16 protein-coding genes are annotated in these 12442 nt (G+C 67.0%); 11 read left to right on the plus strand and 5 right to left on the minus strand.

What is annotated here, in order from left to right; translation table 11 throughout:
* Positions 1–30: 30 nt before the first annotated feature.
* Positions 31–378, plus strand: coding sequence for an ArsC family reductase (locus WC597_RS14550; RefSeq protein ID WP_372694391.1), 348 nt, complete (start codon positions 31–33; stop codon positions 376–378).
* On the opposite strand, the gene WC597_RS14555 is transcribed toward WC597_RS14550, so the two are convergent.
* Together WC597_RS14555 and WC597_RS14560 are read right to left on the minus strand one after the other, a co-directional pair.
* On the minus strand, positions 371–1180 hold the full coding sequence (locus tag WC597_RS14555; RefSeq protein ID WP_372694393.1) for an endonuclease/exonuclease/phosphatase family protein: 810 nt from the start codon (positions 1178–1180) through the stop codon (positions 371–373). The genes WC597_RS14550 and WC597_RS14555 overlap by 8 nt on opposite strands.
* 7 nt (positions 1181–1187) lie before the next feature.
* Positions 1188–1427, minus strand: coding sequence for a DUF2188 domain-containing protein (locus WC597_RS14560; protein ID WP_372694395.1), 240 nt, complete (start codon positions 1425–1427; stop codon positions 1188–1190).
* 173 nt (positions 1428–1600) lie between these two features.
* Here WC597_RS14560 and WC597_RS14565 point away from each other — a divergent pair, with 173 nt between their 5' ends.
* From WC597_RS14565 to WC597_RS14605, 9 genes are all read left to right on the plus strand, one after another.
* The gene (locus WC597_RS14565; protein WP_372694397.1) at positions 1601–1999 is read left to right on the plus strand and encodes a DUF6249 domain-containing protein; all 399 of its coding nucleotides are present in this window, start codon (positions 1601–1603) and stop codon (positions 1997–1999) included.
* Positions 2000–2023: 24 nt separating this feature from the next.
* A complete protein-coding gene (locus tag WC597_RS14570; RefSeq protein ID WP_372694399.1) occupies positions 2024–2578 on the plus strand; it encodes an RNA polymerase sigma factor in 555 nt (184 codons plus the stop codon).
* Positions 2568–2969, plus strand: coding sequence for a hypothetical protein (locus WC597_RS14575; RefSeq protein ID WP_372694401.1), 402 nt, complete (start codon positions 2568–2570; stop codon positions 2967–2969). Before WC597_RS14570 ends, WC597_RS14575 begins: the two co-directional genes overlap by 11 nt.
* Positions 2970–3026: 57 nt before the next feature.
* Positions 3027–3863 carry a 3-methyl-2-oxobutanoate hydroxymethyltransferase gene (gene panB, locus WC597_RS14580; protein ID WP_372694402.1) on the plus strand — a complete coding sequence of 279 codons (837 nt, stop codon included), beginning with the start codon at positions 3027–3029 and terminating at the stop codon, positions 3861–3863.
* A gap of 79 nt (positions 3864–3942) precedes the next feature.
* Positions 3943–4713, plus strand: coding sequence for a tetratricopeptide repeat protein (locus tag WC597_RS14585; protein WP_372694404.1), 771 nt, complete (start codon positions 3943–3945; stop codon positions 4711–4713).
* A 26-nt stretch (positions 4714–4739) separates the two neighbouring features.
* The gene (locus tag WC597_RS14590) at positions 4740–6119 is read left to right on the plus strand and encodes a PQQ-binding-like beta-propeller repeat protein (protein ID WP_372694406.1); all 1380 of its coding nucleotides are present in this window, start codon (positions 4740–4742) and stop codon (positions 6117–6119) included.
* 31 nt (positions 6120–6150) lie between these two features.
* A complete protein-coding gene (gene der, locus WC597_RS14595) occupies positions 6151–7773 on the plus strand; it encodes a ribosome biogenesis GTPase Der (protein WP_372694408.1) in 1623 nt (540 codons plus the stop codon).
* Between the two features lie 4 nt (positions 7774–7777).
* Positions 7778–8242, plus strand: coding sequence for an NUDIX hydrolase (locus WC597_RS14600; protein WP_372694410.1), 465 nt, complete (start codon positions 7778–7780; stop codon positions 8240–8242).
* Between the two features lie 104 nt (positions 8243–8346).
* Entirely contained in the window at positions 8347–8973 is a 627-nt protein-coding gene (locus WC597_RS14605) for an isoprenylcysteine carboxylmethyltransferase family protein (RefSeq protein WP_372694412.1), read from the plus strand.
* Here the strand turns inward: WC597_RS14605 and WC597_RS14610 are convergent.
* The 3 genes from WC597_RS14610 to WC597_RS14620 all read right to left on the minus strand — a co-directional run bounded on the left by WC597_RS14610 (position 8970) and on the right by WC597_RS14620 (position 11403).
* A complete protein-coding gene (locus tag WC597_RS14610; protein ID WP_372694414.1) occupies positions 8970–9788 on the minus strand; it encodes a LytTR family DNA-binding domain-containing protein in 819 nt (272 codons plus the stop codon). The genes WC597_RS14605 and WC597_RS14610 overlap by 4 nt on opposite strands.
* Before the next feature lie 86 nt (positions 9789–9874).
* Complete coding sequence (locus WC597_RS14615; RefSeq protein ID WP_372694416.1) at positions 9875–10450, minus strand: hypothetical protein; 576 nt, start codon at positions 10448–10450, stop codon at positions 9875–9877.
* A 74-nt stretch (positions 10451–10524) separates the two neighbouring features.
* Positions 10525–11403 (minus strand): AraC family transcriptional regulator N-terminal domain-containing protein, encoded by an 879-nt coding sequence (locus tag WC597_RS14620; protein ID WP_372694418.1) that lies wholly within the window; start codon positions 11401–11403, stop codon positions 10525–10527.
* A gap of 144 nt (positions 11404–11547) precedes the next feature.
* Between WC597_RS14620 and WC597_RS14625 the strand changes: the two genes are divergently transcribed.
* Positions 11548–12435, plus strand: a complete 888-nt coding sequence (locus tag WC597_RS14625) for an oxidoreductase (protein ID WP_372694420.1) — start codon at positions 11548–11550, stop codon at positions 12433–12435.
* Positions 12436–12442: the final 7 nt, after the last annotated feature.

Here is a 12442-nt window from a genome sequence, read left to right on the forward strand (position 1 = left end):
GGCCCCCCAAAACCGACATTCGAGACACCCATGACCTACACCCTCTACGGCATTCCCAACTGTGACACGGTCAAGAAGGCGCGGGTCTGGCTGGAGCAGCAGGGGGTCGACTATGTCTTCCATGACTACAAGAAGGCCGGGGCCGATGCGGGGCTGCTGGGGCTGTGGATCGACGAGCATGGGTGGGAGAAGGTGCTGAATCGGGCCGGGACGACGTTCAAGAAACTGCCGGATGCGGACAAGGCGGACATCGACAAGGCCAAGGCGATCGCGCTGATGCTGGCGCAGCCGTCGATGATCAAGCGGCCGGTGCTGGACCTGGGGGATCGGCGGCTGGTGGGGTTTAAGCCCGAGGTCTATGCCGCCGCGCTTATCTGAGCCGGACGGTCGCGGCGACGCCGAAGTGGTCGGAGGGGTATTCGCCGTTGGTCGGCGCAGCGCCGAAGATGTGGGCCTCGACGGGGGCGAAGAACTCCGGCTCGACGAAGATGTGGTCGATGACGCGGTCGGGGTGACCCTTGGCCGGGTTCAGGGTGGTGGCGACCGAACCGCGGGGCAGGGCGCTGAGGAAGCGCGGGCCGGTCATGGTCGCCAGGCCTGAATCCTCCTGTGTCGCGTTGAAGTCGCCCATGACGATCAGCGGCACGCCTTCCTGGGGCAGCCAGCTTAGCAAGGACGAGATCTGACGCGCGCGCACCGGGCCGGCGTCGGGCTGCCAGGCCAGATGGGTGACGACGACATCGACCGGGCGTGCTTGAACCGAGACCCGAAGACGGAGCGCGGTGCGGAAGTCGTCCAGCGGTTCCAGCTTGATCGAATCCTCGGCCAGCACCGGCAGGCGGGTGAGCAGGGCGTTGCCGTATCGGCGGGGCGCCCCCTCCGGGTCGGTCGAGACGAAGGCGACGTGATAGCCGCCCAATTCGCGCGCCAGCATCCGGGCCTGGTTCTCCAGCCCGACGGCGGCGTCCTCCAGCACTTCCTGAAGGGCGATGACATCGGCGTCCTGGGCCTTCAGCGCCGCGATCAGCAGCGGCCGACGGGCGGTCCAGTCGCCCAGATTGTGCCAGATGTTGAAGGTGACGAGCCTTAGCCCGGCGGCGGGGCGGGCCGCCGGGGTGGTGGCGCAGGCCGCCAGTGGCGCAAAGGCGGCGGCGGCCAGCAGGGTGCGGCGCTGGATCACGCCGTGTTCAGCCCTCGACGTCCGTGCTGGGGCGGTCGTGGCCGTCGGCGCTCTCGGTCACCCACTTGCCGTCGGCGGTCTCGTATTCGATGGCGGCGGTCTCGTCGGGCACGCGCTGCTCGCGCGCGACGCGGACGGCGGCCGCCTTGGCGTCGTCATGGGTGGGATAAGTCTCGGAATAGGTGCCCCCGGACATATAGGCCCAGCCGCCGTCGTGTTCGACGATGCGATAGGTGACATGGGCCATGGGACGCGCTCCTGAGGTTGATGCTCGAACCCTAGACCGAACCGGCGCCGGCTGGAACGGCGACCTTACGAAGATTTCACGTAAGGCGGCGCATCCGTGGGCGCACCCTGCAGCCTCTTGTGATCAGAAGGCCGCCGCATCAGGCTGCTGCAACGGTTCAAGGGATACCCATCATGGAAGACTTCATTCCGATCTTCGCCATCTTCGCCGTCTTCGGCACGATCACGGCCATCGTCTTCGGCCCCACCTTCCTGAAGTACCGCGAAAAGCGCGACATGCAGGAGACCGTTCGTCTTGCGGTCGATAAGGGCCAGGAACTGCCGCCCGAACTTCTCGATGTGATGACCAAGGATGTGCAGAAGGGGCTGCCGTCGCGCAGCAAGGATATTCGCAAGGGCGTACTCAGCCTGGCGAGCGGCGTGGGCATCGCCGGGTTCGGCCTGGTGGTCGAGGGCACGAGCCACATCTGGGGCGGCAATGGTCAAGGCGCGCTGCTGGGCATCGCCTGCATTCCCGCGGCCATCGGCGTCGCCTTCATCATCCTGGGCTTCTTCAACCCGAATAAAGACTGACGTCCGCCGGAAGGGGGAAACGTCATGGTCAAGACACTCAGAGACTTTCACGATGTCGAGCTGGCCGCCCAGGCGGCGGCTGGGGGACGGCGAGAGTATGGCGAACTGGTCCGTCGGCATGGGTCGGCGGTGCGGGGGCTGCTGCGCCGGATGGGGGCCACGCCGTCCCTGTCCGACGACGTGGCGCAGGACGCCTTCCTGCAAGGGTTCCAGCGCTGCTCGGAGTTCCGGGGGCAGGGGACGTTTGCAGGCTGGATCAAGAAGATCGCCGCGCGGCTCTATCTGAAGCGGGTCGCCAAGGAGGCCCGCTATGTGGCCGAGGTCGAGACGGATCAGGCGGATGTAGTCGTCGATCGCGGCGGCCTGATGGATCTGGACGAGGCGCTGAAGACGCTCAACGAAACCGAGCGGGTGTGCGTGTCCCTGTGCCACGGCGCGGGGATGTCACATCCCGAAATCGCGGCGGCCATGAATTTGCCGCTCGGAACGGTGAAATCCCATGTCAAACGTGGTCTGGATAAACTTCGCGCGCGGCTTCAACCGGCGCAGGGCGACGGGAGGTCGATCCATGTCGGCTGATGAATTCGATCCAATGATCGAGCGGTTGTTCGCGCAAACTCCGCGACTGGCCGACGAGGCTCTGTTCCTGGCGACGTTGCAGGCGCGGATGGAGAAGCGGTCGCGCTGGCGGGTGCTGGCGTTGACGGCGGCCGGGCTGGTCGGCGGCGCGCTGGCGATTCGCGAGGGTATGACCGTGAACTTCGCCTCTGGCGGCGAGACGACGCTGGACCAAGGGCTGCGCGCGGCGGCGGCGACGGCGCAGGGCGCGGCCCAGTCGGGGCTGGATGGGCTGGGGATCGGCTCGGTCGATCTGTCCAGCGGCACGGGCGTTCTGGCCTTCTGGATCGTGGCCGGCGCCATGGCTGCGGTGCTGGCGGCGGGCGCGGCTCGACTGTCGCAAGACGTCTGAAGGTGACTTCACCGTTCGGCGGGCCTATCTGACCGCTTCACGTCAGGAGGCCCGGCGATGTCCGTCCATACCCAAGAGACCGTCAAACGGATTTCCGTGCCCGATATCGCGGGTCGCAAGGGCGGCGAGCCGATCGTCTGCCTGACCGCCTATGACGCGCCGATGGCGGCCCTGCTGGACCCGCACTGCGACGTGCTGCTGGTCGGCGACAGCCTTGGCATGGCGGTTCACGGCCTGCCCAATACGGTCGGCGTCACCCTGGAGATGATGATCCTGCACGGGCAGGCGGTCATGCGCGGCGCCAAGCGGGCCATGGTGGTCGTGGACATGCCGTTCGGCTCCTACGAGGGCGGCAAGGAGATCGCCTACGCCAACTGCGTGCGGGTGATGCAGGAGACTGGCGCCCAGGCGGTGAAACTGGAGACCAGCATCGAACTGGCCGAGATCGTCGCCTTCCTGGTCAAGCGCGGCATACCGGTCATGGGCCACGTCGGATTGCGGCCTCAGGCGATCTTGGCCGAGGGCGGGTTCAAGGCCAAGGGTCGCACCGATTACGAGCGTGAACGGGTCATGGCCGAGGCCAGGGCCACGGCAGAGGCGGGCGCCTTCTGCATCGTCATCGAGGGCGTCGCCGAATCGCTGGCGCGCGAGATCACCGAAACCATCGACACCCCGACCATCGGCATCGGCGCATCGGCCGCCTGCGACGGTCAGGTGCTGGTGATCAACGACATGCTGGGCATGTTCGACTGGACGCCGCGGTTCGTGCGGAAATACGCGGATCTGCGCACAGAGATCGACCGCGCGGCCGCCGCTTTCGCCGCCGATGTGAAAACCCGCCGTTTTCCTGCCGAAGTCGAGACCTACTTCTCGAAAAAGCCGGCTTCGCAGTAACGGACGACGTTGCGGGCGAGGAGCCGACCTTCTAGGGTCCGCGCCGGTTTGCATTTCGCGATTTTGGGGCGACGTTTCAGTGGTTGATGTCTTCGAGCAGGTCGAGGAGGAGCTTCGCTCCGAAAAGGTGAAGCGTCTGGCCAAGACCTGGCTGCCCGTCTTCGGCGTGGTTCTGGTGGTCGCCCTGATCGGCGCCCTGGGCTGGTGGGGCTGGGACAGCCTGAACACCAGCAAGGCCGGCAAGGGCGCCGAGGCCTATGATCGTGGCATGGAGGCTTTGAGGGCCGACAAGCCGATGGACGCCCGCGCCGCCTTCGAGGAAGCGGTCAAGGAAGGCAATGGCGCCTACAAGGTCATGGCTCTGCAGCAGCAGGCCGGCCTGGCCGTCAGCGCCAACAAGTTCCCCGACGCGGTCCGCCTGTTCGACGAAGCCGCCAAGGCGTCCAGCGATCCGCTGCTGTCGGATCCGCCCGCGCTTAAAGCCGCCTTCCTGATCATGGACACCGCGCCCCTGGCCGATATCGAGGCCCGCTTGACGCCGCTGGCCGAGGATGACCGCCCTCTGCGCGCCTTCGCCCAGGAAGCCCTGGCCCTGGCGCGCCTCCATCACGGCAAGACCAAGGAAGCCCGCGAGGCCTTCGTCCTGCTGCAACTGGGTCAGGACGTGCCGGACTCGATCCGCCAGCGCGCCCAGATCGCGGTCGAAAGCATCGACGCCGGGACCGCAGCCGCGATCAAGAAAATCATCGACGCCGCCGCCAAGGCCACGCCGCCCGCGCCCGGCGCAGCAAACGCAATGACCCCCTCGGCGCCTGTAGCGGCTCCCGCCGCCGCGCCGGCCGCCCAATAGTGACGACCCCTTACAGGACGCCCCCGATGAACCGAGTTCTGAAAGTCGCGCTGATCTGCGGCGTGGCCGCCACGGTCGCGTCCTGCGGCACCGTGCGTCGCAACCTGCCGTTCGGTCTGGGCGGCAAGGAAGAGGCCGGAGCCACCGCCTCTGCCGGTCAGCGGATTTCTGTGCTGGAGTTCGAACAGAGCCTGACGCCGTCGGCCGCCCTGTCGGGCCGTGACTTCTTCCTGCCCGGACCCCAGGCGATCACGGCCTGGACCCAGCCGGGCGGCACATCCGAGAACCTGGTCGAGCACGTCATCGCAGCGCCGAACTTCCAGATCGCCTGGAAGCGCGACATCGGTTCGGGATCGGCCCACGTCGGCAATGTCATGGCGCCCATCGTGGCCGCCGACGGCAAGATATTCGTGCTGGACGGCGAATCGACTGTCTCGGCCGTGTCGGCCGACACCGGCGAAATCCTGTGGAAGGCCAACGTCAAGAATTCTGAGCGTGACCGCAACGGCGGCTTCGGCGGCGGCGTCGCCGTGGGCGGCGGCAAGGTGTTCGTCTCTTCTGGCTATCGTTCGATGTCGGCGCTGGACGCCAACACCGGCGCGGTGGTCTGGACCCAGCGGGTGGACGCCCCGATCCACGGCGCCCCGACCGTGTCGGGCAACCGCGTCTTCGTGGTCAATGTGGACAGCCAGTTGTTCGCCTTCGACGCCGCCACCGGCGCCCAGGACTGGACCTATCGCGGAATCGCCGAGCCGGCGCGCGTCATGCGCGCCTCCAGCCCGGCCGTCAGCGGCAACACCGTCGTCGCGCCCTTCGCCTCGGGCCAACTGGTCGCGCTGAGCGCCCTGAACGGTCAGGCCGTGTGGGAAGAAACCCTGTCGCGCACTAGCCGCACCAGCGCCTTGTCGGAAGTTCGTGATGTGGCGGGCCGTCCGGTCATCAGCCGCGGCATGGTCTATGGCGTCAGCCACTCGGGCGTCCTGTCGGCGCTGGACCTGCGTTCGGGCCAGGCCAAGTGGCAACTGCCGGTGACGGGCGTGAACGCGCCGCTGCCGGTCGGCGACGCCGTCTTCGTCGTGTCCAAGTCGGGTCAGCTGATCACCGTCAATCGCGACACGGGCCAGATCTACTGGACGCGCGAGCTGAACGAGGGACGCGTCCGCAAGGAAGGCGGTCTGTTCGGCTTCTTCGACCGCGAACTGACGCCGCAATGGTCTGGTCCGCTGCTGGCGTCCAACCGCCTGGTGATGGTCAACTCGTTCGGCGAGGCCGTGGCCTTTGATCCCAAGACCGGCGCTGCGCAGACGACCCTGAAGCTGGGTGCGCCCGCCTATATCGCGCCCGCCGCCTATAACAGCGCCCTGTACGTGCTGACCGATAACGGTCAGCTGATCTGCATCCGCTGATTTTCAGCCCGAACTAAGCTAGAAAGCCGACATGGCTCTGAAGGTCGCCATCGTCGGCCGCCCCAATGTGGGCAAATCGACACTGTTCAACCGCCTCGTCGGCAAGCGCCTGGCGCTGGTCGACGATCGCCCCGGCGTGACCCGTGACCGGCGCTATGCCGACGGCAACATCGGCGACATGGATCTGACGCTGATCGACACGGCCGGCTACGAGGATGTCACCGACGACAGCCTGGAAGCCCGGATGCGCGAGCAGACCGAGGCTGCGCTGGACGACGCCGAACTGGTCATGTTCATGATGGACGCCCGCGAAGGCGTCACCGCCCTGGACCGGATCTTCGCCGAGCGCCTGCGCAAGGTGCACAAGCCGATCATCCTGCTGGCCAACAAGTCGGAAAGCCGCGAGAGCGGCGGCGGCGTCGGCGAGGCGCACGCCCTTGGCTTCGGCGAACCCGTCGCCATTTCGGCCGAGCACGGCGAGGGCATGGCTGACCTCTACAAGGCCATCCGCGCAGCCTCGGAAGACATCTTCATCGAAGAGATCGACGAGCCGGACAAGCCGATCCGCATCGCCGTCATCGGCCGTCCGAACGCGGGCAAATCGACCCTGATCAACCGCCTGATCGGCGACGACCGCCTGCTGACCGGGCCGGAAGCGGGCATCACCCGCGACTCCATCTCGGTTGACTGGGTGTTCGAGGGCAAGAACATCCGTCTGGTCGATACGGCCGGGATGCGTCGCAAGGCGCGCGTGCAGGAGAAGCTGGAAAAGCTGTCGGTCGCCGACACCATCCGGGCCATCACCTTCGCCGAAGTCGTCATCCTGATGATGGACAAGGACGACGCCTTCGACACCCAGGATCTGCAGCTGGCCGACCTGGTCGAGCGCGAAGGCCGCGCCCTGGTCTACGTAGCGTCCAAGTGGGACCTGGAAGACGAGCCCCAGGCGCGCATGGCCAAGCTGAAGGGCATGGCCGAGGACAAGCTGCCGCAATTGAAGGGTTCACCCTTCGTCGTCCTGTCGTCGCATAGTGGCCGGGGCGTCGAACGCCTGATGCCCGCGGTGCTTCAGGCCTATGACACCTGGTCGGTCAAGGTGAAGACCAAGGACCTGAACACCTGGCTGTCCATGGCCACGCAACGGCACCCGCCCCCGGCCGTGGACGGCAAGCGGATCAAGCCGAAATACATCGCCCAGACCAAGGCCCGTCCGCCGACCTTCGTGCTGATGGCCAACCGCGCCGAGTCGATGCCCGAGCATTACAAGCGCTATCTGGTCAACTCGATCCGCGAGAGCTTCGACCTGCCGGGCACGCCGATCCGCCTGAACGTCAAGTCCAGCGGCGTGAACCCCTATGCCGAGGGCGGCGCCAAGTCGGGGCCGGAACGCTACAAGGGCGACGCCAAGACCGCGCCGCGCCGCGTGATCAAGAAGGCCGAGAAGGAAGAGGCGCTGTCCAAACTGCCCGGCAAGGCGCTGGAGCAGAAGAAGACCCGCAAGGCCCAGCCCAAGATATTGGCCGGGCTGAAATCCAGCGCCTCCAAGAAGGCCGGCTCGTCCATTGCGGTCCAGAAGGGCGCCCGTGGCGGCGCCCGTCAGGTCTCGCGCTCCGGCCGGATTCGTACGGGCCAAAAGGGCGGCGCCAAGAAGTGACGGCGTGACCGACGCGGTCGCCCCCGTCCTTCCCGACCGGCCAACCTCGCGCTGGCTGATCCTGGACGGGCAGGGGCGGGTGCTGCTGTTCCACTTCGTCTTTTCCCAAGGACCTCTGGCCGGCACGGCCTTCTGGGCCACGCCGGGCGGCGGTTGCGAACCGGGCGAGACCTATGAGGACGCCGCCCGTCGCGAACTGTTCGAGGAGACGGGGCTGGTCGTTGACGATCCCGGCCCCCAGGTCGCCCAGGTCCGCGTCAGTTTCCGCCTGCCCGACGGTCGCATGGCCGATGTGGACCAGAGGTTCTTCCTGTTGCGCACGGAGGCGTTCGACCTGTCGTCCGCTGGCTGGACCGTTGAGGAGCGGGACGTCCTTGTGGCGCATCGCTGGTGGAACCTCGCCGACATCCGCGCCTCGACCGAGACGATCTGGCCGGCGGAGCTGGCGGATTTGCTGTCGAGCCTCTGAACCGTCCGTCTGCGGCCTTTCGAGACCGATTTTCGCTCGCAAACATACCGCTTGCTCGTCCGATGAAAGCGGCGCTTGGATTTGGGATCAATCTGGAGCGATTCATGACCACGACCCAGGTGTTCGACCTTCAGGCGGTTCAGAAGATCCGCAAGGGCGCCGTCCTTGTCGCCCTGCTGGCACTGGTCGGACTGACCATGGTGTCCCAGTCGGTCACCGGGGTGGACAGTCCGCTGCATGAGGGCGTCGAGGCCGTGGGCCTGGCCGCCATCGTCTTCGCCATCGTCGGCCGCGCCTGGTGTTCGCTCTATATCGGCGGTCGCAAGAAGGCCGAGATCGTCTCGCGGGGCCCCTATTCGATCAGCCGCAATCCGCTCTATATCTTCAGCTTCTTCGGCGCCTTCGGCATCGGCGCCCAGAGCGGCAGCCTGACCCTGGCGGTGCTGTTCACCCTGGCGTCGCTGGCGGTCTTCTATCTGACGGTGCGCCGTGAAGAGGCCTGGCTGGGCGCGACCTTCGGCGCAGACTATGCGGCGTACAAGGCACGCACGCCGCGTTTCTGGCCCAACATCGCCCTGTGGCGCGACGAGGCGGAACTGTCGGTGCGGCCGTCCTTCTTCCTGACCACCATCCGCGACGGCATGGTCTTCCTGCTGGCGATCCCGCTGTTCGAGGCCATCGACCTGGCCCAGGCCGAGGGCTGGCTGCGGGTTCTGGCGCGGCTGCCCTAAGGCGCGCGACCCAGCCGCACCAAAACGGCGTCGCGATGTGTGCGGCTGACCACCAGTTCGGCGCCGCTCTGCATCGTCAGCCGCCATGACCCGTCCGACAGGGGCTGCACACCCTCGACCCGCGCCAGATTGACCAGGGTGGAGCGGTGGATGCGGGCGAACAGGCGCGTGTCCAAACGCGTCTCCAGCGCCTGAAGGGTGTCGCGGACCAAGCCCTCGCGCCCGTCCCAGTTCAACACCACATAGTTGCCGGCCGAAGCGAACCATTCCACGGCCTGTAGATCGACCGAGGCGCGGCTTCTGCCGGTCGAGACCAGCAGGCGGGCGTCGTCGGGCTGAACCTGTCGGGCAAGGGCCAGTGCGCGGGTCAGGTGGTCGAGGCGACCTTGAACCTCGCGCGCCTTGCGCCACTGGGCGGCGGCCAGGCCGACGGCGACGGTCGCGGTATAGAGCAGCAGGGCGACCGGAAGCCGGTCGATGATCCGCTCGATCCAGTCATCCGGCGTGGGGGTCAGATGCAGGAAGGTCAGGTCGATCCGTGCGCCGAGGGCGGCGATCAGCGGCACGACGGCGACCATCAGCCCGGTCAGGACGCCCGCCGCCTTCCAACCGGCGCCCCATCGCCGCATCACCAGCCAGACCATCAGGCCGACGACCAGCCACGGCGCATAGGTCAAGGCGGCCCACAGCAAGGATGTCGGCAGAGTCAGGTCTGGCCGATCCCGTCGCAGGTACCAGGCCACGGACGCCACCGTCGCCGCATAGGAATAGGCTGTGAACCCCATCATGACGACGGCGACCGACGGCGTCCTCATGCCTGTAGGGCGCGACGCCGCAGGATCAGGGTCGCCGTCCAGATCACGGCCATCGACTGGAACAGGACGGTCGGCCAGAGCTGGCTCTAGGGCTGGGGCAGGAAGGTCAGGAAGTTGCCGGAGAAGGCGCTGAGCACCGCCGCGTGGGCGCTCAACATCTTCACCAGATGCTCGTATCTCCACAAGTCGGGCGAAAAAGGCCAGTCGCTGGGGCGTGAAAAGCGCCACAGATCCCACGCTGCGACAGACAGCGCCCCATAAGCCAGGGCAGCAGAGACCACGGGCGGGCCGTCCGAGCGGCCCAGGGCGATCAAGGCCAGCACCCAGACGCCGATGCCCAACGCGCCCAGAGTCGCCGCCCAGTCCAGCGGCCTGGCCCGGTCCTGGGGTCGGATGTCCGGCCGTTTGCGCCCCAGCACCCGCACGCCTGAGAACAGGGTCAGAGACGCCGTCGCCGACAGCGCCAGGAAGTAGGTGTTGAACCGCAACGCCGTCATCACCCAGGCGCAGGCCAGCAGGGTCGTCATCAACACCACGAAGGCGCGGCCCCACAGTCGATGCGCGCGCGACCCCTTGGCGGTCAACAACGGAGCGAAGCCGACCAGAACGGCGGCCATGCCGGTCGAGATGTGCAGGACGAGGAAAGGCTGGAGCAGGGTCATGTCCGGCCCATGACCGCTGCGCTCGACCAGCGGCAAGGCGCCTGGGACCGGATGCAGCCGTCAGGGACGAACGGTCAGTCGACCATCAGGGTTTCGCGCATCCTTGCAGCATCCCTGCCCGGAGGCAGGCCGAACTGGCGAGCGTATTCGCGGCTGAATTGGGACGGGCTGTCATAGCCGACGGCGAAACCGGTCTCGGCCGCGCCATCCAGGCCGGTCAGCAGTCGGGCGCGCGCTTCTCGCAGCCGCACTTGTTTGTGGAACTGCAGCGGGCTCATCGTCGTCACGGTGCGGAAATGGCGGTGGAAGGTCGACAGGCTCATCCCCGCCATGTCCGACAGGGCCTCCAGCCGCATCGGTTCGGCGTAGTGGGCGCGTATCCAGCTGATGGCGCGGCTGACGCCCGACAGGCGGCTTTCGGCTGAGCCGATCTGGCCCACAGTGGCGGCGTGCCGGCTGTGGAGCAGGCGCCAGACCAGTTCGCGCTCGATCATCGGCGTCATGACGGCGATCTCGCCGGGTCGGTCCAGAAGGCGCAACAGGCGCGCCATGGGCTCCAGCAGTTCGTCCTCCAGTCGAGTCACGTGGATGCCGGTCGGCGGCGGCTGATCCGAGGTGCCGGGGGCGTCGATCTCCAGCATCAGGCCGGCGATGGTCGCGGGGTTCAGGTCGAAGCTGAGGGCGCGATACGGCGCCTTGATGATGCTGCCGCACACCGGCAGTTCCGCCGACACCACCAGACAATCGCCGGCCCGATAGGAATAGACCGTCTCTCCCAGGATGGTCTGTTTGGCGCCGCACACCACGAGGCACAGCATGGGATCATAGGCGACGGCGATCATCCGCGTCTGCGCGTCGCTGCCATACAGGCGCAGGCCCGGCACGGCGGATCGCGACAGATCCGACGGCGCGTGGCGCGCGACGATGTCGGTCATTTCGGGCAAGAGGCTCATGGACGCATCCAACGCCCGTCGTCGCGTGCGCGCAAGCGGGCGGGGACAGTTTGACAGGATCGTGCAAGACTTCGCCCGGATCGCCCTAACGCGAGGAAGCTGAAACGGCGTCTTCTCCGTCCCGTCAGACAGAGGAGACTTCCCATGACATCGACAACTCAAAAGACTTGGTTCGTCACCGGCGCGGCCCGTGGGCTGGGCGCCGGGATCGCCCGCGCCGCCCTGGACGCCGGCGACCGCGTTATCGTCGCCGGTCGAAATCGCGACGCCCTGATCAAGGCCTTTGGCCCGGATAGCGACACCGTCCTGTCCGTCGCGCTGGACGTCACGGACGCAGCCGCCATCGCCGCCGCCGTCGAGGCCGCCGTGGCCCGCTTCGGCCGTATCGACGTACTGGTCAACAACGCCGGCTACGGCCATCTCGGCGTCTTCGAGGAGACGACCGCCGAGGACGCGCGCACCCAGTTCGACACCAATGTCTTCGGCCTGTTCGACATGACCCGCGCCGTCCTGCCGGTCATGCGCGCCCAGCGCTCGGGCCACGTGTTCAACATCTCGTCCATCGGCGGTCTGATGGGCGGCGAGAGCGGGTCGATCTATTGCGCATCCAAGTTCGCGGTCGAAGGGTTCAGCGAATCCGTCGCCCAAGAGGTGCGCCCGTTCGGCATCCACATGACCATCGTCGAACCGGGCTTCTTCCGTACCGACTTCCTGGATGCATCCTCGATCCGCTACGGCGACAATCCTATCGCCGACTATGCCGAGGCATCGGCCGCCATCCGCGCCTTCTACGACGCGCGCAGCCATAACCAGGCGGGCGATCCAGCGAAGCTGGGCTTGGCTCTGGTCACGCTGGCGAACGCGGAAAACCCGCCTGTGCGATGGTCGGCCGGCACGGACGCCATTGGCGTCGTCGAGATGAAGGCGGACAGCCTGAAGGCCGAGCTGGACACCTGGCGCGAGCTGTCTGCGTCGACCGACGGGGACTTCGCCTTCCGCGAAGAACCTAAGGTGGGAGGCGCCTGGGGCTGACCCCGGC

The organism is Brevundimonas sp., from assembly GCF_041648115.1.
GTDB lineage: Bacteria > Pseudomonadota > Alphaproteobacteria > Caulobacterales > Caulobacteraceae > Brevundimonas.